Source organism: Paeniglutamicibacter sp., from assembly GCF_046714615.1.
Classification (GTDB): domain Bacteria; phylum Actinomycetota; class Actinomycetes; order Actinomycetales; family Micrococcaceae; genus Paeniglutamicibacter.
In genome coordinates this window covers 11,795-34,252 of record NZ_JBKKAP010000081.1, presented here as the reverse complement: position 1 = coordinate 34,252, position 22,458 = coordinate 11,795, and the positions used below count along the sequence as shown (strand labels likewise).

19 protein-coding genes are annotated in these 22,458 nt (G+C 64.6%); 14 read left to right on the top strand and 5 right to left on the bottom strand.

The window, feature by feature from the left end:
- Window positions 1–95 precede the first annotated feature (95 nt).
- The 3 genes from frr (at window position 96) to ACLQ7E_RS09285 (ending at window position 2,308) form a co-directional block, all read left to right on the top strand.
- Window positions 96–653, top strand: a complete 558-nt coding sequence (frr, locus tag ACLQ7E_RS09295) for a ribosome recycling factor (protein WP_411732299.1) — start codon at window positions 96–98, stop codon at window positions 651–653.
- Window positions 653–1,585, top strand: a complete 933-nt coding sequence (locus ACLQ7E_RS09290) for a phosphatidate cytidylyltransferase (RefSeq protein WP_411732298.1) — start codon at window positions 653–655, stop codon at window positions 1,583–1,585. The genes frr and ACLQ7E_RS09290 overlap by 1 nt, the downstream gene beginning before the upstream one ends.
- Before the next feature lie 138 nt (window positions 1,586–1,723).
- Complete coding sequence (locus ACLQ7E_RS09285; RefSeq protein ID WP_411732297.1) at window positions 1,724–2,308, top strand: DivIVA domain-containing protein; 585 nt, start codon at window positions 1,724–1,726, stop codon at window positions 2,306–2,308.
- A 101-nt stretch (window positions 2,309–2,409) separates the two neighbouring features.
- On the opposite strand, the gene ACLQ7E_RS09280 is transcribed toward ACLQ7E_RS09285, so the two are convergent.
- Genes ACLQ7E_RS09280 through ACLQ7E_RS09265 form a run of 4 tightly spaced genes read right to left on the bottom strand, consistent with a single transcriptional unit; the run spans window position 2,410 to window position 6,278 of the window.
- Window positions 2,410–3,891 (bottom strand): cation acetate symporter, encoded by a 1,482-nt coding sequence (locus ACLQ7E_RS09280; RefSeq protein WP_411732336.1) that lies wholly within the window; start codon window positions 3,889–3,891, stop codon window positions 2,410–2,412.
- Complete coding sequence (locus ACLQ7E_RS09275; RefSeq protein ID WP_411732296.1) at window positions 3,891–4,319, bottom strand: hypothetical protein; 429 nt, start codon at window positions 4,317–4,319, stop codon at window positions 3,891–3,893. Before ACLQ7E_RS09275 ends, ACLQ7E_RS09280 begins: the two co-directional genes overlap by 1 nt.
- Window positions 4,316–5,032 carry a LytR/AlgR family response regulator transcription factor gene (locus ACLQ7E_RS09270; protein WP_411732335.1) on the bottom strand — a complete coding sequence of 239 codons (717 nt, stop codon included), beginning with the start codon at window positions 5,030–5,032 and terminating at the stop codon, window positions 4,316–4,318. Before ACLQ7E_RS09270 ends, ACLQ7E_RS09275 begins: the two co-directional genes overlap by 4 nt.
- A gap of 46 nt (window positions 5,033–5,078) precedes the next feature.
- Window positions 5,079–6,278: a sensor histidine kinase gene (locus ACLQ7E_RS09265; protein ID WP_411732295.1), complete on the bottom strand. Its 1,200-nt coding sequence runs from the start codon at window positions 6,276–6,278 to the stop codon at window positions 5,079–5,081.
- Between the two features lie 241 nt (window positions 6,279–6,519).
- Here ACLQ7E_RS09265 and ACLQ7E_RS09260 point away from each other — a divergent pair, with 241 nt between their 5' ends.
- Entirely contained in the window at window positions 6,520–6,864 is a 345-nt protein-coding gene (locus ACLQ7E_RS09260) for a DUF485 domain-containing protein (RefSeq protein WP_411732294.1), read from the top strand.
- A gap of 3 nt (window positions 6,865–6,867) precedes the next feature.
- Window positions 6,868–8,496 (top strand): cation acetate symporter, encoded by a 1,629-nt coding sequence (locus ACLQ7E_RS09255; protein ID WP_411732293.1) that lies wholly within the window; start codon window positions 6,868–6,870, stop codon window positions 8,494–8,496.
- A gap of 142 nt (window positions 8,497–8,638) precedes the next feature.
- Here ACLQ7E_RS09255 and ACLQ7E_RS09250 read toward each other — a convergent pair whose 3' ends face one another.
- Complete coding sequence (locus ACLQ7E_RS09250) at window positions 8,639–9,160, bottom strand: Lrp/AsnC family transcriptional regulator (protein WP_411732292.1); 522 nt, start codon at window positions 9,158–9,160, stop codon at window positions 8,639–8,641.
- Window positions 9,161–9,344: 184 nt separating this feature from the next.
- On the opposite strand from ACLQ7E_RS09250, the gene pdhA reads away from it, so the two are divergent.
- The 9 genes from pdhA to ACLQ7E_RS09205 all read left to right on the top strand — a co-directional run bounded on the left by pdhA (window position 9,345) and on the right by ACLQ7E_RS09205 (window position 22,447).
- Window positions 9,345–10,475 carry a pyruvate dehydrogenase (acetyl-transferring) E1 component subunit alpha gene (gene pdhA, locus ACLQ7E_RS09245; protein ID WP_411732291.1) on the top strand — a complete coding sequence of 377 codons (1,131 nt, stop codon included), beginning with the start codon at window positions 9,345–9,347 and terminating at the stop codon, window positions 10,473–10,475.
- A complete protein-coding gene (locus ACLQ7E_RS09240; protein WP_411732290.1) occupies window positions 10,472–11,479 on the top strand; it encodes an alpha-ketoacid dehydrogenase subunit beta in 1,008 nt (335 codons plus the stop codon). The genes pdhA and ACLQ7E_RS09240 overlap by 4 nt, the downstream gene beginning before the upstream one ends.
- Before the next feature lie 8 nt (window positions 11,480–11,487).
- Window positions 11,488–12,888 carry a dihydrolipoamide acetyltransferase family protein gene (locus ACLQ7E_RS09235; protein ID WP_411732289.1) on the top strand — a complete coding sequence of 467 codons (1,401 nt, stop codon included), beginning with the start codon at window positions 11,488–11,490 and terminating at the stop codon, window positions 12,886–12,888.
- A 229-nt stretch (window positions 12,889–13,117) separates the two neighbouring features.
- Window positions 13,118–14,758: an ABC transporter substrate-binding protein gene (locus ACLQ7E_RS09230; RefSeq protein ID WP_411732288.1), complete on the top strand. Its 1,641-nt coding sequence runs from the start codon at window positions 13,118–13,120 to the stop codon at window positions 14,756–14,758.
- Between the two features lie 167 nt (window positions 14,759–14,925).
- A complete protein-coding gene (locus tag ACLQ7E_RS09225) occupies window positions 14,926–15,852 on the top strand; it encodes an ABC transporter permease (protein ID WP_411732287.1) in 927 nt (308 codons plus the stop codon).
- Window positions 15,853–15,892: 40 nt separating this feature from the next.
- Window positions 15,893–16,852 (top strand): ABC transporter permease, encoded by a 960-nt coding sequence (locus ACLQ7E_RS09220; RefSeq protein WP_411732334.1) that lies wholly within the window; start codon window positions 15,893–15,895, stop codon window positions 16,850–16,852.
- Window positions 16,853–16,856: 4 nt separating this feature from the next.
- On the top strand, window positions 16,857–18,557 hold the full coding sequence (locus ACLQ7E_RS09215) for a dipeptide ABC transporter ATP-binding protein (protein WP_411732286.1): 1,701 nt from the start codon (window positions 16,857–16,859) through the stop codon (window positions 18,555–18,557).
- Between the two features lie 454 nt (window positions 18,558–19,011).
- Window positions 19,012–20,814, top strand: a complete 1,803-nt coding sequence (locus tag ACLQ7E_RS09210; protein ID WP_411732285.1) for an ABC transporter family substrate-binding protein — start codon at window positions 19,012–19,014, stop codon at window positions 20,812–20,814.
- 115 nt (window positions 20,815–20,929) lie between these two features.
- Window positions 20,930–22,447, top strand: a complete 1,518-nt coding sequence (locus tag ACLQ7E_RS09205; protein ID WP_411732284.1) for an ABC transporter permease — start codon at window positions 20,930–20,932, stop codon at window positions 22,445–22,447.
- The last annotated feature ends 11 nt before the right edge of the window (window positions 22,448–22,458 follow it).

Below are 22,458 nucleotides of genomic sequence, written 5' to 3'. Positions count from 1 at the left end.
CCCGTGCCATGCCTCCGCGTGGCATAGGATTGTTCACAAGCCCAAAATTACCCGGCCAGCCCATCCACTGGGGGGCCGATTCAAAGGAGTAGACCGTGATTGAGGAAACCCTCGCCGAAGTTGCCGACAAGATGGACCGCACCATCGAATCCGCCAAGGAAGATTTCTCCGCGATTCGCACGGGCCGCGCCCACCCGGGAATGTACGCCAAGGTCATGGTGGACTACTACGGCACCCCGACCCCGCTGCAGCAACTGGCATCCTTCGCCACCCCGGACGCGCGCACCATCATGATCAGCCCCTACGATGTTTCCGCACTGCGCGAGATCGAAAAGGCCCTGGGCGATTCCGAGGTCGGCGCCAACCCGTCCAACGACGGCAAGGCCATCCGCGTGATCATGCCGGTGCTGACCGAGGAACGCCGCAAGGAGTACGTCAAGGTCGTGCGCGTCAAGGGCGAGGACGCCAAGGTCGCGCTGCGCAACCTGCGCCGCAAGGCCAAGGATGCCATCGACAAGCTGGTCAAGGACGGCGAAGTCGGCGAGGACGAAGGCGCACGCGCCGAAAAGGACCTCGACGCGCTGACCAAGTCCCACACCGACGGCATCGATGACCTGCTGAAGCGCAAGGAAGCCGAGCTGCTGGAAGTCTAATGCCCAACCCCACCGAGCCGAGCGAAGGAGCCGCGGGGTCCCTTCCGGAGCCGTCGCCGGAACCCGGCGGGCTTGAACCACCGACCAGGCGCAGCCGCAAGGCCAAGCCGGCCAAGACCTCGCGGGCCGGACGCGACCTGCCTGCGGCCATCGTCGTGGGCGTCGTGCTGTTGGCCGTGGTGCTGACCGGACTGTTCTGGCTGCCGCTGGCGTTCGTCGCCACGGTGGCGGTCTTTGGCGTGGTGGGCAGCTGGGAAGTTTCCCGGGCGCTGAACGCCGGGGGAGTCGACACGCCGCTCGTCCCGTTGGCGGTTGCCGGGGTGGCCCTGCCGTTTTCCGCGTATTACGGCGGCCTCGAGGCGCTGGGCATGGCGTTCACCGCCAGCGCGCTGTTGGTCTTCCTGTGGCGCATCATCGAGGGCCCGGCCAAGTCCGTGGCCTCGATCGTTGCAAGCATCTTCGTCCTGACGTGGGTGCCGCTGCTGCTGAGCTTTGCGGTGCTGCTGTTGAACGAGCCGGACGGGCACCTGTTGGTGACAACCATGTTGTTGCTGGTGGTCGCCAACGACACGTTCGGGTACCTGGTGGGCGTGCTGTTCGGAAAACGCCCCATGGCCCCGAAGATCAGCCCCAAGAAGTCCTGGGAGGGCTTTGCCGGGTCGGTTGCCGGGGCCACCGTGGTGGGTATCGCCGCGGCCGTGTTCCTGCTGGACGCACCCTGGTGGGTCGGCATCCCGCTGGCGGTTGCGACGGTTGTTGCCGCGACGACCGGGGACCTGGCCGAGTCCATGGTCAAGCGGGAACTGGGCATCAAGGACATGAGCAACATCCTGCCCGGCCACGGCGGAGTCATGGACAGACTCGATTCGGTGGTTTTCGCCATTCCGACGACGTATATCCTCACCATTTTGCTGATACCCGGCGCGCTTTAGGCGGCTGTGCCAAAGGTTCCCTAAGATGGAGATGCAGGCAGGCGCCACCCCGCCCCGGTCGAAACCGGGCCATCGCACCACCCGCAGCACCAAGGTGCCGGTCTTCCGGTACGCAATACCAGGATCAAGGAAAGAATTGTGAGTCAGGACAAGGCACAGCCGGCCCCTACACCGTTTGAGCGCGTGGGGGAGAAGGAATTCGGCTACAACACCAAACAGGTGGATGTGTTCCTCTCCCGCGCCCGCGCCACGTTCAACGGCGACGGCGACGATGATTCGATCGTCACCAGCCACATGGTGCGCCGCACCGTCTTCCCGGCCCAGCGCGGCGGCTATAGCGCCCGCGAGGTAGACGGCGCGCTGGATCGGCTTGAAGACGTCTTTGCCCAGCGGGAACGCGACGCCCTGATCCAGACCAACGGCGAAGACGCCTGGCTGCAGCAGGTCGGGCGGCTCTCGGCGATCCTGCGCGGACGCCTGCACCGGTCCCCGGGCGAACGCTTCCGCCGGCCCTCGCGAGCCAGTGCCTCGAGCTACAACGTGCAGGACGTGGACAAGCTCTGCGCCCAACTCATCGATTACTTTGAGAAGGACGTCCCGATGAGCGTGGATGCGGTGCGCCGGGCGGAGTTCCGCCGGGCCGAGGGCGAGCACGGCTACGAGGAATCGCAGGTCGATGCGTTCCTGGACCGCGTCGTGGAGCTCATGGCCTCGATCGACTAGCGTCGGGGGCACCCGAAGGATTCAATGCGGTTGGTTTGGTGTCTGACATCAGGCCAACCGCATTTTTTGTGCCACGGCCCGGGCCTCGCGAGCGAATCGCGTCAGGGCAACGGGCCGGTCTGGGGCTCGGGAACATGCAGCCGGGCCATGACCTGGTCGATGCGCCCCGGCGCGCGGTGCCTGGTTGCCAGCGACACGAAGATCATCACCAGGAACGCCAGCGGCACGCACCAGGCGGCGGGCTGGGCGAGCAGGGCGTGGAACGAATCCCGCTCGTTGGGCAACGAGGCCGCCAGCATCAGGGCCGCCCCGCAGGCCACGGCGCCGGTCACCATGCCGGAAATGGCCCCGGCGACGGTGAGCCCGCGCCACCAGATGCCCAGCAGCAGCAGCGGGCAGATGGTCGCGGCGGTGAAGGCAAAGACCGAGCCGATGGCCCCGGCCAGCGCCAGGCTGGAGGTGCCCATGGCCAGCAGCAGGGGGATGGCGGTGGCGATGACCGTGGAGATCCTGAATCCGCGCACCGTGCCGCGGAAAAGGTCCTGCGAGATGGTGCCGGCCAGCGAGACCACCAGGCCCGAGGACGTGGAGAGGAACGCGGCGAATGCTCCGCCGATGATGATCGCTGTCAGTGCGTCCCCGGCGGTCCCGCCCACGATGAGCCCGGGCAGCAGCAACACCGTGGCATCGGCGTTCCCGCTGGTGGCCAGTTCCGGGGTGTACGCCCGGCCCAGGATGCCCAGCACCGTGGGGAAGAGGTAGAACAGGGACAGCAGGCCCAGCACGATCGCGGTGGTCTTGCGGGCCGAGGGCCCGTCGGGGTTGGTGTAGAAACGCACCAGCACGTGCGGCAGTCCCAGGGTGCCAAAGAGCAGGGCGACCAGTAGCGAGATGTTGTAGTACAGGCCCTTGCTCGCCGACTGGTCGCCGGTCTGATCGAAGACCGCACCGCCCAGGGTCGCCGATTCCCCGGTCAGGCCCAGGTGCAGCAGCAGGAAGACGGTCGGGACGGTCAGAGCCGCGAGCTTGAGCCAGTACTGGAAGGCCTGGACGAAGGTGATCGAGCGCATGCCGCCGGCCAGCACCGTGAGGCACACGATCCCCATCACCAGCAGCGAGCCCAGCCAGCCCGGCAGCCCGGTGCTGATGGCCAGCGTCAGCGAGGCCCCGTGCAGTTGCGGGACGATGTACAGCCAGCAGATGACCACGACCAGGAAGCTGGTGAGGCGGCGCAATTTCATGGACCCGAGCCGGATCTGCGCGAAGTCGGGGATCGTGTAGGCGCGCGAGCGGCGCAACGGGGCCGCCACGAAGAGCAGCAGCATCAGGTAGCCGGCCGTGTACCCGATGGGGAACCACAGCCCGTCCTGCCCGGAGACCACGATGAGCCCGGAAATCCCCAGAAACGATGCCGCCGAAAGGTATTCCCCGCCGATGGCGCTGGCGTTCCACCAGGGCTTGACGGTGCGCGAAGCCACGTAGAAGTCGCCGGTGGTGCGCGAGAGCCGCAGCCCGTTGACAGCAATGAGCACAGTCGCCAGGGACACCAGCAACACCGAGAGCAGGGCCACCGCCGGATTGATCATTTGGCGATGCTCCGGTACTTGGCCTCGTTGCGTGCCGCCGCCCGGTTGAACAGGAACGCGCAGAGCATGATCAGCGGGTACACCCCCACGCCCAGCAGCCACCACGGCAACGGGATGGTCGCCAGGCGGATGTCGTTGATCTGCGGCCAGGTGAACACCATGACGGCCAGGCCCACCAGCAGCAACAGGAAGCCCAGGGCCACCGAGGCGGCCAGGCGCAGCTGCGAGCGGATCAGCGAGTGGACGTAGAAGGTGTCGGCGGCATCCGGGGCCGAGCGGCGGGCGATGTTCAGCATGGTGCCTGCGGGTGCACTGACCCGCACCCGGGTGCCGGTGGGCGCCGGCAGCATGTCATCGGGTACCGGGGCCGGGCTGGGCTCGGGGGATTCGCGCGGCGGCTCGGCGGCGGCGCCGGACTCGCTCACAGTGGCCGGACTCGATTCGCGGCCAGCTTCTCGCGCAGGTACGGCAGGGCGCGGCGCGAGACCGGAAGCTCGGTGCCGCCAATGACCACCACGGCCTTGCCGGTGGCCAGCTTGACGGTGTCGATCTTGTCCATGGCCACCAGGTAGGAGCGGTGGATGCGGACGTAGCCTGCAGGCCCCCACTGCTGTTCCAGGTCGTTGAGCGGGACCCGGATCAGGTAGCTGGCGTCGTTGGTGTGCAGCCGGGCGTAGTCGCCCTGGGCCTGCACAAAGCGGATCTCATCCCGGCGGATCATCTTGGTGATCCCGCCCTTCTCCACCGTGACCATCTCCGGTTTCGCGGTGTCCTCCTCGGCCAGCTCGCAGATGCGGCGGACCGACTCGGCCAGGCGCTCGGGACGCACCGGCTTGAGCACGTAGTCCACCGCGGCCAGCTCGAAGGCCTCCAGTGCCTGGTCCTCGTCGGCTGTCACGAAGACCACCGCCGGGGGACGGGTGAAACGGGAGATGACCCGGGCAATGTCCAGCCCGGAGAGTGCGGGCATGTGGATGTCCAGGAAAAGGGCGTCGACCTCGAATTCCTCCAGGGCCTTGAGGGCCTCGGCCCCGGAGTTGGCCCGGTGGATGGTGCCCACCCGTGAATCGAGCGACAACAAATACGCCAGTTCCTCCACGGCAGGCAGTTCATCGTCGGCGACGACCACGTTAATCATGCACGTCATTTTACCCGCCCGCCGGCGGGGAGCCGGGCCCGGCGCGCTAGTGGGCCGCCATGCCCGGGGCCGAGGGCTCGACCCCGGGGCGGAACTTGGGGATGCGCATGGTGATCAGCGTGCCGGCGCCCGGGGCCGTGTCGATGACCAGCCCGTGGGCATCCCCGTAGACCTGGCGCAGGCGCACGTCCACGTTGCGCAGCCCCACGTGGACGGATTCGGTGGTGCCGGCGAGCACCGCCGCCAGGGCCACCGGGTCGATGCCGACCCCGTCGTCCTCCACGGTGATCAACGCGTACTCCCCGGAATCGGAGGCGCTGATGGTGATCCTTCCGCCGCCGGGCTTGGACTCCAGGCCGTGGCGCACCGCGTTTTCCACCAGCGGCTGCAGGCTCAAAAACGGGATGGCGGTGGCCAGCACCTCCGGGGCAATGGCCAGGGAGACCCTGATGCGATCGCCGAACCTGGCCTTCTCCAGCAGCAGGTACCTGTCGATGGCCGTCAGTTCCTCGGCGAGCGTGGTGAAGTCCCCGTGCCGGCGGAAGGAGTAGCGGGTGAAGTCGGCGAACTCGACCACCAGCTCGCGCGCCCGGGCCGGGTCTGTGTTGATGAACGAGGCGATGGCGTTGAGCGAGTTGTAGATGAAGTGCGGGCTGATCTGTGCGCGCAACGCGCGGACCTCCGCCTCCATGAGCAGCGCCCGGGAGGCATCCAGCTCGGCCAGTCCCACCTGCGCGGCCACCCAGGCGGCGACCTCGGCCACCGCGCGCACGAACCCGGCCCCGGCGCGCGGGATGTACGCGCACACGGTGCCCACCGGGGCGTCCCCGACCATGATCGGGGCGCAGACCATGTCGCCGGAATCCGAGCGCTTGACCTGGGTGCGGGTGGTTGAAAGCGCGGCGGCCGATAGTTCCAGCGCCGCGGCGGTGCCGTTTTCCCCTGTGTCCGGGATCGTGCCGTCCACCGCGAGCACCGCGGAGGTGTCGGTGATGAGAAGCGCCTGGGCTGCAAGCAGGGCACGCAGGTGTTTCCCTGCCGCGGCGGCGCCCTCCGGGGTGAGGCCCTGGGCCAGGTGCGGGGCGGCGACCGAGACCCGATGCAGGGTCTCGAACGTGGCCTTCTCGGCGTCTGTGCCCAGGTCCTTGGTGGAGCGCGCGATCCTGAACCCGAGGAAGCCCACCAGGGCGCCGCCGACCACAACGGTGGTGACAATCAGGGTCATCTGCAGTGCGGTGGAGAGCATGTTCCCAAGCCTACGCGGAGCCCGGACCGGCATGCCGTTCGTCGTCGGCCGGTGCCGCTTGGCGCATCCGGGGGACCGTTTGCAGGTTGCCGCGCCCCGCGCTCTTCCCGGGCGGTGCGCCCATGGCACAGAGTGATCCTAGTCACCATGCCAGGTGGCGTACCCCACAGACCGGCCTGGACCGGTCGAATCGGGCAAGGTACAGCTCCTGGCGCCTTGAGCCCCTTGTGAAGGAGGAGTCATGAGCACCACCCCGGAGTCGGACCTTGGAACCGGCATCGATTTTGAGAAGGAACAGGACTCGGAAGAGTTCCGCGAACTGCGCAAGACGCACCGCAGCTTTGTTTTCCCCATGGCAGTCATTTTCCTGTTGTGGTATTTCGCCTACGTCCTGTTGGCGGACTACGCGCACGAATTCATGTCCATCAAGGTGTGGGGCAACTTCAACGTCGGACTGCTGCTGGGCCTGCTGCAATTTGTTTCCACCTTCGGCATCACCGCCGCGTACGTGTCCTACAGCAACAAGAAGCTTGACCCGAAGGCCACTGCGATCCGCAAGCGCCTCGAAGCACAGGAAGGGGAGTAGGCCATGAACGTCCTCTCTTCATCGGTCCTCGCCGCGGCCGCGGAATCGACCAAGGTCGGCAACCCGTGGGTCAACATCGGGATCTTCGGCCTGTTCGTGGGCATCACGCTGATCGTGGTGCTCAAGGCCTCGAGCAACAACAAGACCGCCGCGGACTACTACGCCGGCGGACGGTCCTTCACCGGGACCCAGAACGGCACAGCGATCGCCGGCGACTACCTCTCGGCCGCATCCTTCCTGGGCATCGTCGGGGCCATCGCCATCAACGGCTACGACGGCTTCCTCTACTCCATCGGCTTCCTGGTCGCCTGGCTGGTGGCCCTGCTGCTGGTCGCCGAGCTGCTGCGCAACACCGGCAAGTTCACCATGGCCGACGTGCTTTCCTTCCGCCTGCGGCAGCGACCGGTGCGCATTGCCGCGGCGATCTCGACCCTCGCGGTCTGCGTCTTCTACCTGCTGGCACAGATGGCCGGCGCCGGCGCGCTGGTGTCGCTGCTGCTGGGGATCGATGGCAAGTTGGGCCAGTCCCTGGTCATCGTCGTGGTCGGCGCGCTGATGATCGTGTACGTGCTCATCGGCGGCATGAAGGGAACCACCTGGGTACAGATCATCAAGGCCTGCCTGTTGATCGCCGGCGCCTTTGTCATGACGATCATGGTGCTGGCACACTACGGCTTCAACTTCTCTGCACTGCTAGGTGCAGCGGTTGAATCCGCCGGTACCCCCGATATCCTGAACCCGGGTCTGGCCTACGGCAAGTCCGAGACCTCGAAGATTGACTTCATCTCCCTGGCCCTGGCCCTGGTGCTTGGCACCGCCGGCCTGCCGCACGTGCTCATGCGCTTCTACACGGTTCCCACCGCCAAGGAAGCCCGCAAGTCGGTCGTCTGGGCCATCTGGCTCATCGGCGGCTTCTACCTCTTCACCCTGGTGCTTGGCTACGGCGCCGGCGCACTGATTGGTGCCGACAAGATCAAGGCCGCCCCGGGCGGCGTGAACTCCGCGGCCCCGCTGCTGGCCTTCGAACTCGGCGGCCCGCTTCTGCTGGGCCTGATCTCGGCCGTTGCCTTCGCCACGATCCTGGCCGTGGTCGCCGGTCTGACCATCACCGCAGCTGCTTCATTCGCCCACGACGTCTACGCCTCGGTGATAGCCAAGGGCAAGAGCACCCCGGAGAAGGAAATGAAGGTGGCCCGCCGTACCGTGGTGGTCATCGGCATCTTCGCCATCCTCGGTGGCATTGGCGCTCAGGGGCAGAACGTTGCGTTCCTGGTGGCCTTGGCCTTCGCTGTGGCAGCATCGGCGAACCTGCCGACCATCTTGTACTCGCTGTTCTGGAAGAAGTTCACCACCCAGGGCGCTGTCTGGTCCATGGTTGGCGGTTTGGCCTCGGCCATCATCCTGATCGTCTTCTCCCCGGTGATGTCCGGTCTGCCGACCTCGATGATCGTCGGAGCCGACTTCTCGATCTTCCCGCTCTCTAACCCGGGCATCGTCTCCATCCCGCTGGCCTTCTTCCTGGGCTGGTTGGGCTCGGTTCTCGATAAGAACACCGAAGATCCGCTCAAGTCCGCGGAAATGGAAGTCCGCTCGCTGACAGGTGTTGGTGCCGAAAAGGCCGTCGACCACTAGCAGCTATGCAACATCCACGATGAAGGAGGGCAATGGCCCGATTCCACCGAGGCGCAAGGGCGGTGTCGTTTTCTTCCCCCATAGGGAAACGACACCGCCTTTGTCGTGTTTCCGCGTTTTCCCGAGCGCCGACGACGGCAAATCAGCCGGCGGCGGGGGACCCCGGTTCCCGGGTCGGTGCCGCGGCGCCCGGCAGGGACCCGAGCCGCATCTCCATCAGGGCGGTGGTGCGGTGGGGGATGAGCTCGGCCATCGACAGGGAGGTATCGGCCCGTTCCACGCCCTCGATGGCCAGGATCTGCCCGTTGACCCGAAAGAGTTCCTCCGCGCTGCCCGCCACCACGCGCGCCAGGATGTCGGCGGAGCCGGTCACCCCGTGCGCCTCGATGATCTCCGGGATCGCCCGCAGCCGCTCCACGATGCTGCCGAGCAACCGCTGCCGCACGTGGATGTGCACGAAGCTGACCAGCCCGAATCCCAGGGCCGCCGGGTTCACCCGCTGCTCGAAGGGCAGCAGCGCCCCGCTGGTTTCCAGCCGCACCAGGCGCGCCTGGACGGTGTTGCGGCTCAGGCCCAGCTCGGTGGCCAGCGCCACGGCGCTGGCCTTGGGGCGGAGGCTCAGCGCGGTGAGGATCCGCAGGTCAGTGGCATCAAGTTGTTGCATAATGCGCAAGATTAGCACCGTGTGAGCTCACCGGATAGTGCAAGCTGCACAATCGATCGAAGAAGGATTGTGCGCACTGCATTACGTGAGTAGCATCACAGATAGGTGGCGGCGACGAGGCCGCACCCGCAGGAACGGCACGTCCCACCGGAATGCCGATCCTGATTCGCCATCGACGCAAAGGATGCTGACCGTGTCCCCCACGTTTGACTCATCGGCCCCCGAGGGCCCCGATACCTACCTCCAGGTGATCGCCCCCGACGGCACCCGCCATCCCTGTGCGGATCTCGATGACTGGGTGAAGGACATTGATGTCCCCGCCCTGGAAAAGCTCTACATCGACATGGCCTGCATCCGCAGGCTGGACTCCGAAGGCACCGCCCTGCAACGCCAGGGCGAGCTGGGCCTCTGGGCCCCGCTGCTGGGCCAGGAGGCCGCACAGATCGGATCCGGCCGGGCGCTGGAAAACGACGACTTCATCTTCCCCTCTTACCGCGAACACGGGGTGGCCTATTGCCGCGGAGTTGCCCCCAGCGACATGTCGCGCATGTGGCGGGGAGCCGCGCCCAGCGGCTGGAACCCCTACGAGGTCAACATGGCCAACCAGCAGATCGTCATCGGGGCGCAGACCCTGCACGCGGCCGGCTATGCCATGGGACTGAAATTCGACGGCTCCTCGGCCGCCGCCATCACCTACTTCGGGGACGGGGCCACCAGCCAGGGCGATGTCAGCGAGGCCATGGTCTTCGCCGCCAGCTACCAGGCACCGCTGGTGTTCTTCTGCCAGAACAACCACTGGGCCATCTCCGAACCGGTGGCCCGGCAAACCACCGGGCACATTGCCGACAGGGCCAAGGGCTTCGGCCTGGCCACCTGGCGCGTTGACGGCAACGATGTCATCGCGGTCATGGCCGCGACCCGCGCGGCCCTGGCCCACGTGCGCACCGGCAGCGGGCCGGCGTTCATCGAGGCGGTCACCTACCGGATGGGCGCACACACCACTGCAGATGACCCCACGCGCTACCGCGACGCCCTGGAGCTGGAGGAATGGGCGGCGAAGGATCCGCTGGACAGGATCGCCGCGCACCTGGACACCCTCGGCGCGGACCTCTCGGAACTTAAGAGGCGCTCCGAGGCCGCGGCCAACGAGCTGGCGGCCGGGCTGCGCGAGGCCATCACCACGATGCCCGACCCTGTCGTCGACGACCTCTTCGCCCACGTCTACAGCCATCCCCACCCGGGGCTGGAGGAACAACGCGAGAACTACGCCAACTACCTCGCCGGCTTTGCCGCCCATGGGCAGGGAACCAAATGAAAACCCTCACCTTTTCACAGGCCCTGAACACCTCGTTGCGCGTCTCCATGGAACGCGACTCCAAGGTCGTGCTCATGGGCGAGGACATCGGCAAGCTCGGCGGCGTCTTCAGGATCACCGACGGACTGCAAAAGGACTTTGGCCAGCACCGGGTCATCGACACCCCGCTGGCCGAATCCGGCATCGTCGGCACCGCCATCGGGCTCGCGTTCCGCGGCTACCGCCCGGTGGTGGAAATCCAGTTCGACGGATTCGTGTACCCGGCCTTCGACCAGATCGTCGCCCAGCTGGCCAAGATGCACTTCCGCTCCCGCGGCAACGTCAAGCTGCCGGTGACCATCCGCATCCCCTTTGGCGGCGGCATCGGTTCCCCCGAGCACCACTCCGAATCGCCCGAGGCCTACTTCGCCCACACCGCGGGGCTGCGCGTGGTCTCGCCCTCGAACCCGCAGGACGCCTACACGATGTTGCAGCAGGCGATCGCGGACGACGACCCGGTGATCTTCCTCGAGCCCAAGCGCCGCTACCACGTGCGCGGCGAGGTGGACACCGACCTGGTGCCGGACCCCGGGTCGCTCTACCGCGCCAACGTGGTGCGCGCGGGCACGGACCTGACGCTGGTGGCCTACGGGCCGCTGGTGAAAACCGCCATGGATGCCGCGGCAGCGGCCCAGGACGAGGGCATCGACATCGAGGTCATCGACCTGCGCAGCATCGAACCGGTGGACTTCGCGACCCTTTCCGCCTCGGTCCGCAAGACCGGCCGGGTGGTCATCACCCACGAGGCCTCGAAATTCGGCGGCATCGGCGCGGAGCTGGCGGCAAGCCTCACCGAGCGCTGCTTCGACCACCTTGACCACGCCCCGGTGCGGGTCACCGGATTCGACATCCCCTACCCGCCCTCGAAGCTCGAAAGCCACCACCTGCCCGATCTTGACCGGATCCTCGACGGGGTCGACCGGGCCATGCGACGCACGCCGGACCTGCTGGGAGAGGAAGGATGAACGCCACCATGGAGAAACTCTTCAAGCTGCCGGACCTGGGCGAGGGCCTGACCGAATCAGAGATCCTGTCCTGGCGCGTTGCCGTGGGCGACAGCGTGGAACTGAACCAGGTCATTGCCGAGGTCGAGACGGCCAAGGCTGTCGTGGAACTTCCCTCGCCGTTCAGCGGGGTCGTGAAAAAGGTCTATGAGCAGGTCGGTGCCGTCGTGGAGGTCGGCAACCCGCTCATTTCCTTCGACGTGCCGGATCATTCGGGCACGGCCGAGCTGGACCCGCAGGGCGGGGGAGGGGCCCCGGCCAAGCGCCAGCCGACGCTGGTCGGCTACGGGGCCGCCGTCGAATCCAACGGGCACCCGGCGCGCCGGGAACGCAAGGTCCAAGCTCCGCGCGAAACCCCGGTGAAGTCAGGGGCGGTTCCCTCCGGTCGGGGTTCCGCCGACGACGCCGACGCCGCGGACCCGAAACCCGCGCCCCCGAATCCCGGGCTCCGGATGGTTGATGCCGGCGGCGAGGAACCGCGGGGGATCGGCCACCTGCGGGCCACCCCGCCGGTGCGCAAGCTCGCCCGCGACCACAACATCGACCTGGGTTCGCTCAAGGGCACCGGAGCCAAAGGGTTGATCACGCGCGACGATGTCCTGCGTGCCTCCGCGGGCGCGGGCATCGAGAGCACCGAGGCCCAGTCGCCGCGCGAAACCTCAGACAGCTGGGGCGAGACGCGCACCCCCATCCGGGGCGTGCGGAAGGCCACCGCCGCGGCCATGGTTGCCAGCGCCTTCACCGCGCCGCATGTCACCGAGTTCCTGAGTGTGGATGTCACCGAGACCATGGCATTGCTCCAGAGGTTGCGGACCTCGCCGCGCCTGGCCGACGTGAAAATCACCCTGACCACCCTGGTGGCCAAGGTGGTCACGCTGGCCCTGGCCCGGCACCGCACCTTGAACTCCCACTGGGACGGGGAACACGGCGAAATCGTCGAGTTTGGCCACGTGAACCTCGGAATTGCCGCTGCAACGGATCGCGGGCTCATGGTCCCGGTCGTCCACGGCACCCAGGGCATGGACCTGGCGACGCTGGCACGGGAAATCGGGGAACTGACAGGTGCCGCACGCGATGGAAGCATCACCCCGGCGCAGCTGTCCGGAGGGACCTTCAGCATCAGCAATGTGGGCGTCTTTGGCGTGGACGGAGGCACCCCGATCCTGCCGCCCGGGCAAGCCGGAATCCTTGCCATGGGACAGGTGCGCAAAATGCCCTGGGAACACCGGGGCGAGATTGCCCTGCGGCAGGTAATGGTCCTCTCGCTGTCCTTTGACCATCGCGTGGTCGACGGGGAGCAGGGAGCCAGGTTCCTCTCGGAAATCGGGCAAATCCTTGAAGACCCGTCGATGTTGATGGTCTTGGTGTAGGTGCGCCCGGCCGTGCGACGGCCACTGTCAGAATGCCTACAACAAAGGGTTGCGTATGTCGTGTGGTCATAAGTTGCAGAATCATTAAGATTCTGTTTCAAGGCAGTCGTTCATTAGTTGTTTCAGAGATTTATGAGTAGTGTCACTTGTGAGTGATGAGACTCACCATGGTTGGCGGGGCAAGAACCACGCGCTCACGCCAGCCAAACAAACTCGTTGAGGAGAAAGAATGCGTTACAACCGCACCTCGAAGGCCCTTGTGCTTTCCGCAGCCCTGGCCCTGACCCTGACCGCCTGTGGCGGCGGCGGCGGAAACGAAGCCGACGAAACCACCGGCGGCGATTCGTCGAAGGTCATCACGGCCAACGGGACCGAACCGCAGAACGGCCTGTTGCCGGCCAACACCAACGAAGTCGGCGGCGGGCGCGTGATGGACCTGCTCTTCACGGGGCTGGTCAGCTACGACATCACCGGCAAGCCGGTCAATGAGCTGGCGGAGTCCATCGAGACCACCGACGCCAAAAACTACACCATCAAGATCAAATCCGGACAGAAGTTCACCAATGGCGAGGCCGTCACGGCCAAGTCGTTCGTCGACGCCTGGAACTTCGGCGCAGCCGCCAAGAACGCCCAGCTGAATTCGTACTTCTTCGAGTCCATCAAGGGCTACGACAAGGTCAGCGCCGAGGGTGCAACCGAGGACACGATGGACGGCCTGAAGGTCGTCGACGACACCACCTTCACCGTCGAACTGGGCCGCGCCGAGTCCGACTTCCCGCTTCGCCTTGGCTACACCGCCTTCTTCCCGCTGCCCGCAGCCGCGTTCGAGGATCCGAAGGCCTTCGGCGAAAAGCCCGCCGGCAATGGCCCGTACAAGTTGGCCGAGGACGGCTGGAAGCACAATGTCCAGATTGATCTGGTCCCCAACGCCGACTACTCGGGTCCCCGCACAGCGGCCAACGGCGGCGTGACGTTCAAGATCTACAGTTCCACCGATTCCGCCTACCAAGACCTGCTGAGCAACAACCTTGATGTGCTTGACGAGATCCCGCCGAGCCAGCTTCAGAACTACCAGAACGACTTGGGTGACCGTTCGGTCAACCAGGCCTACGCAGGCAACGCCACCATGACCATTCCTAACTACCTGCCGGAATTCAAGGGCGAGGCCGGTGCGCTGCGCCGCCAAGCGATTTCGATGGCGATCGACCGCCAACAGATCATTGATAACATCTTCTTCGGCAATAAGCAGATTGCCAAGGAGTTCACTTCCCCGGTCCTCGATGGTTACTCCGACGCCCTGCCGGGTAGCGAGGTGCTAACCTTCAATGCCGACAAGGCCAAGGAGCTGTGGGCCCAAGCCGACGCAATCGATCCGTGGCCGGCCGACAAGGCCTTCACCGTCACCTCGAACATCGATACTGGCGGCAACAAGGAATACATCACGGCAATGGCTAACCAGATCTCCAACACCTTGGGGATCAAGGCCGAGCTGAACTCGATTCCGACGTTCAAGGAAATGCGCGAACTGGTGGTCTCCAAGAAGCTCACCGGTGCCTCGCGTGCCGGTTGGCAGGCCGACTACCCGTCGCTGTACAACTTCCTTGGCCCGCTGTACGGAACTGGTGCAGGCTCCAACGACGGCGACTACTCCAGCAAAGAGTTCGACCAGAAGTTGGCAGACGGACTTAGTGCAACTTCCGTCGAGGAAGGCAACAAGATCTTTAACGAATCCCAGGAGATCCTGTTCAAGGACCTGCCGGTCATCCCTCTGTGGTACCAGGCAGTCCAAGGCGGCTGGAGCGAGAATGTCTCCGCCGTGAAGTTCAGTTGGAACCGTGTGCCGGTCTATAACGAAATTGTCGGCAAGTAGTCCGTCTCGCCGCTGATGCAACACGTGAGAAAGGGGGGCCCGACCCGGGTCCTCCTTACTTGCGTTTAGCGGCAACTTTTCGTTACCCACTCCGCCCAAAACTTCCTTACAAGGAGTAGTCCGTTGATCGACTCAACCGCAATCCCGACACCCACGGTGGCAGCTCCATGATCACATTCACCCTGAAACGGTTCCTGCAGCTGATCCCCGTATTTTTCGGGGCCACCCTGCTAGTCTATTTCCTCGTCTTTGCCACCCCAGGCGACCCCATCGCGGCGCTCTCTGGCGGCAAGCCGATGAGCCCCGCCGTCGAGTCCGCACTGCGGGCCCAGTACAACCTGGACCAGCCTTTTTGGGTGCAGTACTTCCTCTACCTGAAGAACCTGGTCACCTTCGACCTCGGGCAGACGTTCTCCGGCCAGGCCGTCTCCGATGTCATTGCCCGGGCCATGCCCGTGACCGCACGTCTGGCTGTGATGGCGCTGGCCATCGAAGCCGTCTTTGGCATAATCTTCGGTGTCTTTGCCGGCCTGAAAAAGGGCAAGTTCTTCGACTCGACCGTCCTGGTCGCCTCGCTGCTTGTCATCGCCGTCCCCACCTTCGTCTTGGGTTTCGTGCTGCAGTTTGTGGTTGGCGTGAAACTGGACTGGGCCAAACCGACAGTAGGAGCCGGCGCCCCTTGGGGGGAATTGGTCTTGCCGGCCGCGGTGCTGGGGCTGGTGTCCCTGGCTTATGTGCTGAGACTGACCCGCACCTCGATCATCGAGAACAAAAACGCAGACTACGTACGCACCGCCACGGCCAAAGGCCTGAGCCGCCGTCGGGTAGTGGTGGTCCATATCCTGCGCAACTCGCTGATCCCCGTGGTCACTTTCTTGGGTGCCGACCTCGGCTCACTGATGGGTGGCGCGATCGTCACCGAGGGCATCTTCAACGTCCCGGGCATCGGCAACCTGCTCTATCAGGCCATCCTCAAGGGCGAAAGCGCCACCGTGGTGGCAGTTGTCAGCGTCCTCGTGCTTGTATTCGTTATCGCCAACCTCGTCGTCGATTTGCTCTACGCGTGGCTCGACCCAAGGATCCGCCTTGTCTGAGAACCCAACTCCCGAATTTATTGAACCGGTCGCACCCCGCGTGCGGGCCGGCAAGATCTCCAGCCGCCGGATCGAGCATTACGTGGCCCCGCTGGAGGAAACCCCGCTGCAAAGCGTCGACAAGGTCGACGAAACCGCGACCCCGCTAAGCATGTGGGCACAGGCTTGGAGATCGTTGCGCACCCAGCCGCTGTTCATCATTTCCGCGCTGCTCATCATCTTGGTGATCGTCGTGTCAGCCTTCCCTGGGCTGTTCACCCACACCAATCCGCAAACCTGCTCCTTGGGATTTGCACGCCAGGGCCCCTCGGCGGGGCACCCCCTGGGCTTCACGTTCCAGGGCTGCGACATTTACGCACGCATCATCTACGGTGCCCAGGCTTCGGTGTTGGTCGGGTTGTTCACCACCATCGCGGTGGTCATCTTCGGCGGCATCCTTGGTGCACTTGCCGGGTATTACGGTGGCTGGCTGGATGCGATCCTGGCCCGTCTGGCCGACATCTTCTTTGCCCTGCCGCTGATCCTTGGCGCCATCATCATCATGCAGTTGCCGGCATTCCGAGACAACCGAAGCATCTGGACCGTCATCATCACCTTGGCGATCTTCGGCTGGCCGCAAATGGCCCGCATCACCCGCGGCGCGGTCATCGAAGCCAAGAGCTCGGATTACGTCATGGCCTCGAGGTCGCTGGGCCTGTCCAAGTTCTTGACCCTGGTCAAGCACGTGGTGCCCAATTCACTGGCTCCGGTCATCGTGATCGCCACCATTTCGCTGGGCATCTACATCGTTGCCGAGGCGACCCTGTCCTTCTTGGGCATCGGGCTTCCGCCAAGCATCATGAGCTGGGGCAATGACATTTCCGACGCAAAGATCTCCCTGCGCAACGATCCTCAGATCCTCATGTGGCCCGCACTGGCGCTGTCCGTCACGGTGCTGAGCTTCATCATGCTCGGTGACGCCGTGCGCGATGCACTCGATCCAAAGTCACGGAAGGGCTAGCAACATGAGCCAATTATTGAAGGGACCCACCGTGAACGGATCGGCGCAAGAGGACCGTCCACTGCTTGAAATCAGAGACCTGGCCATCACCTTTTCCACCCCGGAGGGGCCGGTCAATGCGGTGCGCAAGGCGCACCTGACGGTGATGCCCGGGGAGACCGTGGCCATCGTGGGGGAGTCCGGATCCGGAAAATCCACCACCGCGCTGGCGGCCATCGGGTTGCTGCCCGGCAACGGCAAGGTCACCGGCGGCCAGATCATCTTTGACGGAGAAGATATCACCCACGCCAGCGAGAACCGCATCATCGAGCTGCGCGGCAGCTCGATCGGCATGGTTCCCCAGGACCCGATGTCCAACCTCAACCCGGTGTGGAAGATCGGCTTCCAGGTCCAGGAAACCCTGAAGGCCAATGGCCTGGTGGGAAAAAACTCGAAGGAGCAAGTGGCCCAGGTCTTGTCCGATGCAGGGTTGCCCAACGCCGCTAAGCGTGCCGGGCAGTATCCGCACGAGTTCTCCGGCGGTATGCGCCAACGCGCGCTGATCGCCATAGGCCTGGCCTGCCGGCCGCGCCTGCTGATCGCGGACGAACCAACCAGTGCCCTCGACGTGACGGTGCAGCAACAGATCCTTGATCATCTGGACACCATGACCAGCGAGCTGGGCACCGCCGTGCTGCTGATCACCCACGACCTGGGTCTTGCCGCCGAACGTGCCGAGAAGATCGTGGTGATGTACAAGGGACAGGTCGTTGAAGCCGGTCCCTCACTGGAACTCCTGCGCAACCCGCGCCACCCATACACCCAGCGCCTCGTTGCCGCGGCCCCGTCCCTGGCCTCCAAGCGACTGCAGTCCCAGCCGACGGAGGTGGCTGAGGAAGTCAACGCCGTGGTGAAGGCCGACCACGTCATCACCGACGACGACGTCCTGCAGATCAAGGACCTCACAAAGGTCTTCAAGATCCGCAAGGGTCTGGGTCGCAGCGAGGACTTCACCGCGGTGGACAACGTGTCCTTCTCGGTCAAGCGCGGCACCACCACGGCGATCGTGGGGGAGTCGGGCTCGGGCAAGTCCACCGTGGCCCAGATGGTGCTGAGCCTGCTCAAACCCACCTCGGGCTCCATCAGCTTCGATGGCCAGGACATGACCGACAGCAACGAGCGGGAGCTCTTCAAGTTCCGCCGCCGCGTGCAGCCGATCTTCCAGGACCCCTACGGTTCCCTGGACCCGATGTACAGCATCTACCGCACCATCGAGGAGCCGCTGAGGATCCACGGAATCGGGGACGCCAAGTCCCGGCAGAACCGGGTCAGGGAATTGCTGGAACACGTCTCGATGCCGTCATCCACGATGCACCGGTTCCCCAACGAGCTCTCCGGCGGCCAGCGCCAGCGCATCGCCATTGCCCGCGCGCTGGCCCTACAGCCGGAGGTGATCATTTGCGACGAGGCCGTTTCGGCCCTGGACGTGCTGGTGCAGGCGCAGATCCTGAACCTGCTCAACAAGCTGCAGGAGGAACTGAACCTCACCTACCTGTTCATCACCCACGACCTGGCCGTGGTGCGCCAGATCGCGGACGATGTCTGCGTGATGCAAAACGGCCGGATCGTCGAGCACTCGACCACCGACGAGGTGTTCAACAACCCCCAGAGCGAGTACACCAAGAACCTGCTCCGCTCGATCCCGGGTGCCACCTTGAGGCTGTAGAAGCAAGTGAGGGGTTGGTGACAATCCCGCAATAGAAGACGGCATTTGGAGGGGCGAACCGGAAGGTTCGCTCCTCCAAATGCTTAACCCCGAGAGCCCTTGCAGCAAGCCGATCCAGGTGGTGCGAAACGCCTTTCGCGGCCATGTTTCCAAACTGTTATAAAGCCGGGCCAACCACGACAGCCTACTTGTGAGTAGTAGTTGGCAAAGCTCAATGTGAAGTGAATCCTTGATTTTTCGCGGTTGTAGCGCCCATCATATTCCGCACTGGCGCTCGGTGTGACGCGAGTCACTAAGTGGAGGCGTGAATGGCTGGTAAATATGAAGCGGTGTTTTTATATCCATCCGGTGAAATCGGCGCTATGGTTCTAAATTGTGGGGCATCGCACACTGCATGGACCGCATCCGGGTGAGATCCCCGGCTTCATTTAGACCAAGCTAATTAGGAGGAGAAATGCGTTTCCAACGTATTTCAAAGGCTGTTGCAGTGGGTGCTGCGCTCGCACTTGCGCTGAGTGCATGTGCCCCCGGCGGCCAGAATGAACCAGGCGCGACTTCGCCGGCGGCCGAGCCCAGCGGCAAGTTCAGTGTCGAGCCGGCAAATACCGGTCTCGCCGATCTTGGCGACATCACAACCAAGGATGACTCGGTCAGCTACTCGGTTGGCGCCGAGGACTTCATCAGCTACAACGGCCAGACACCTGAGTCCTACAGCACGTACAACTCCGCCGTCACCGACCGCCTCTTTGCCAGCTTCACGTACTTCGGCACTGACGGAAAGATCTACCCGAACGAGGACCTGGGCAAGTACGAGGTCGTCAGCGACGATCCGATGACCGTCAAGTACACCATCAACCCGGAAGCCAAGTGGTCAGACGGCACCGACATCACGGTGGCCGACGCGATCCTTTCCTGGGGCGTCCAGAACACGAATCTTGCCGACGGCAAGAAACCGCTGTTCAACTCGGTGTCACAGGACCTCGGCCAGACCATCCCCAAGGGACCCGAGGGCGATGCAGCGGGCAAGGAATTCACCGTTACCTACGCCAATCCCGATCCGGACTTCGCCATCCAGACCATGATCTACAGCCCCGCGCACGTCGTGGCCAAGCAGGCAGGCATGAGCACCGCCGAACTGTCCGAGGCAATTCTTTCCGGCGATTCCGCAGCATTGAAGAAGGCAGCAGCCTTCTGGAACACCGGATGGAACACCGCCCCGGGCAAGCTTCCCGCCGCCGACCTCATTCCCGTCTCCGGCCCGTACAAGCTCGGCAGCTGGGAAGCCGGCCAGTCCGTGACCCTGGTGGCGAACGAGAACTACTACGGCACACCGCCGGCAACCAAGGAACTCGTCATCCGCTTTGCCGCACCCGACACCATGGTCCAGGCATTGCAGAATGGCGATATTGACGTCATCGAGCCCCAGCCGACGGTCGACACCCTCGACCAGCTCAAGGCCCTCGGCGATTCGGTGCAGATCCACCAGGGCGACTCGCTCACGTGGGAACACCTTGACTTCAACTTCACCAAGGATGCGCTCTTCTCCGACAACCTGGAGCTGCGCAAGGCCTTCGCCATGTGTGTCCCGCGCCAGCAGATCGTGGAGAACCTGATCAAGCCGCTGAACCCGGAGGCCGAGGTCATGAACGCCCGCGAGGTCTTCCCATTCCAGGACAGCTATGACGACGTCGTGGCGGCCTCCTACGCCGGCCAGTACGACAACGTCGACATCGAGGGCGCCAAGAAGATCCTCGAGACCGAGGGCGTGAACAAGCCGAAGGTCCGCATCGGATACTCGGCGCCGAACCCGCGCCGTACCGATGAAGTCGCCATGATCAAGTCCTCCTGCGACCAGGCCGGCTTCGAGATCGTCGACGCAGGCAACGCGGACTTCTTCGCCCCGGGCGGAACCATGGAACGCGGCGACTACGAGGTGGCACTGTTCGCCTGGGCCGGATCCGGCCAGATTGCCTCCGGCCAGAACATCTACGCCACGGACAAGCCACAGAACTACGGCAAGTACTCCAACCCCGAGGTCGACGCGGCCTGGAAGCGCCTGGCAACCACGCTGGACACCAACGTCCACGCGGAGGAAACCAAGAAGATCGAGAAGCTGCTCTGGGATGACCTCTTCGGCATCCCTGTCTTCGCCCACCCGGGCCTGGGAGCCTCCGCCGGGGACGTGCTGAATGTCCGCAAGACGGCCACGCAGAACGGGATGGTCTGGAACGCGGAACAGTGGGTCCGAGCCGAATAGCCGCCCGGCGGTAAAACGGTACACATGTGGGGCCTGGCGCAACCAGCGTCGGGCCCCACGTGTCCGTAGGCCTACAGGCCACGGACACTTAGGCTAGGAAAGGTAGCTACTTGCTGTGTTGAGATTCATTCTCCGCAGGCTTGGCGCGTCGATAGGGATCCTGTTCGCCGCCTCGCTCCTGCTCTACGTCCTCGTGATCAACGCCGGGGACCCGTTGGCCGAGCTCCGGGAAAGCAACGCGGAAAACCGCGAAAGCCTGATGCAACGGCGCATCGAGTTCATGAACCTGGACATGCCCTGGTACCAGCGTTACGGGACCTGGCTGGTGGGTGTCGGCAAGTGCTTCGCCCTCCAATGCGACCTGGGCACCAGCCGGCAGGGCGTGGAAGTCAACGCGCTACTCGCCCTGGCCGCCAGCTCCACCCTGCGCCTGGTCCTGCTGGCCACCGTGCTTGCGGCAGTCCTTGGCATCGCCATCGGAGTGCTGACCGCCGTCCGCCAATACTCGGGCCTGGACTACGGCGTCACCTTCATGACCTTCCTGTTCTTCTCGCTTCCGGTCTTCTGGGCGGCCGTGCTGCTCAAGGAATACCTGGCCATCGGCTACAACGACTGGATGCGCGACCCGGCCTTCTCGCCGTTGCAGATCGCCGCCATGGCGCTGCTCGTCGGCTTCCTGATGCAGGTCTTCCTGGCCGGCCCGCTTAAGCGGCGCATCATCACCTTCGCCGTGGCAGCGGCCTTCGTGGCCATCGTCGTCCCGTACCTCACCTGGCTGAACTTCTTCCGCTTCCCGCAGCTGGGATTCGGGGGAGTGCTGCTGCTCGGGCTCGGCGTGGCACTGAGCGGCACTGCCATGTCGGTGGGCCTGCGGAACACCAAGGTGCTCTACCCGGCGCTGGCCACCGTGGCACTGGGAGCCGTCATCTACTTCGTGGCCTTTGGCGTGCTGGAGAACCCGAACTGGTTCATCCTCGTCGCCGGAGGCATCCTGGCCGTAGTCATCCCTGCACTCATCGGCAAGTTCATGGGTGGGCGCCTGGGCGGACCGGCGATGGGCGTCTCGATCGCCACCGGGCTGGTCATGGCGGGACTGACCACGCTCGACCACATTTTCCGGGCCTGGCCCGGCTTCCTGCTGCTCAAGCCCCGGCCGATCGCAACCATCGGTTCGCAAACGCCGAACTTTGCCGGCACCTTCTGGGAGGACTTCCTGGACAAGGGAACCCAGTTGCTGCTGCCCACCATCCTGCTGGCGATCATCTCGCTGGCAAGCTACAGCCGGTACACGCGCTCCTCGATGCTGGAAGTGGGGCAGCAGGACTACATCCGCACCGCCCGGTCCAAGGGATTGAGCGAGCGCACGGTGATTTTCCGCCACGCATTCCGCAACGCGATGATCCCCATCGCCACGATCGCCGCCTTCGACTTCGCGGGTTTGATCGGCGGCGCGGTGATCACCGAGTCGGTCTTCGGCTGGAAGGGCATGGGCGAGTTGTTCCGCACGGGCCTGACGCAGGTGGACCCGGCCCCGGTGATGGCATTCTTCCTGGTGACGGGCACCGCTGCGGTCGTGTTCAACATGCTGGCCGACATCTTCTACGCAATTCTGGACCCGAGGATCAGGGTATGAACAAGCAAACG

Bases quoted from the DNA above. Each gene is read 5' to 3' on its own strand.
- ACLQ7E_RS09290 (WP_411732298.1), top strand. From the start codon at position 653: ATGCCCAACCCCACCGAGCCGAGCGAAGGAGCCGCGGGGTCCCTTCCG.
- ACLQ7E_RS09270 (WP_411732335.1), bottom strand. From the start codon at position 5,032: ATGATTAACGTGGTCGTCGCCGACGATGAACTGCCTGCCGTGGAGGAA.
- ACLQ7E_RS09265 (WP_411732295.1), bottom strand. From the start codon at position 6,278: ATGCTCTCCACCGCACTGCAGATGACCCTGATTGTCACCACCGTTGTG.
- ACLQ7E_RS09260 (WP_411732294.1), top strand. From the start codon at position 6,520: ATGAGCACCACCCCGGAGTCGGACCTTGGAACCGGCATCGATTTTGAG.
- ACLQ7E_RS09255 (WP_411732293.1), top strand. From the start codon at position 6,868: ATGAACGTCCTCTCTTCATCGGTCCTCGCCGCGGCCGCGGAATCGACC.
- ACLQ7E_RS09250 (WP_411732292.1), bottom strand. From the start codon at position 9,160: ATGCAACAACTTGATGCCACTGACCTGCGGATCCTCACCGCGCTGAGC.
- pdhA (WP_411732291.1), top strand. From the start codon at position 9,345: ATGCTGACCGTGTCCCCCACGTTTGACTCATCGGCCCCCGAGGGCCCC.
- ACLQ7E_RS09240 (WP_411732290.1), top strand. From the start codon at position 10,472: ATGAAAACCCTCACCTTTTCACAGGCCCTGAACACCTCGTTGCGCGTC.
- ACLQ7E_RS09235 (WP_411732289.1), top strand. From the start codon at position 11,488: ATGGAGAAACTCTTCAAGCTGCCGGACCTGGGCGAGGGCCTGACCGAA.
- ACLQ7E_RS09230 (WP_411732288.1), top strand. From the start codon at position 13,118: ATGCGTTACAACCGCACCTCGAAGGCCCTTGTGCTTTCCGCAGCCCTG.
- ACLQ7E_RS09225 (WP_411732287.1), top strand. From the start codon at position 14,926: ATGATCACATTCACCCTGAAACGGTTCCTGCAGCTGATCCCCGTATTT.
- ACLQ7E_RS09215 (WP_411732286.1), top strand. From the start codon at position 16,857: ATGAGCCAATTATTGAAGGGACCCACCGTGAACGGATCGGCGCAAGAG.
- ACLQ7E_RS09210 (WP_411732285.1), top strand. From the start codon at position 19,012: ATGCGTTTCCAACGTATTTCAAAGGCTGTTGCAGTGGGTGCTGCGCTC.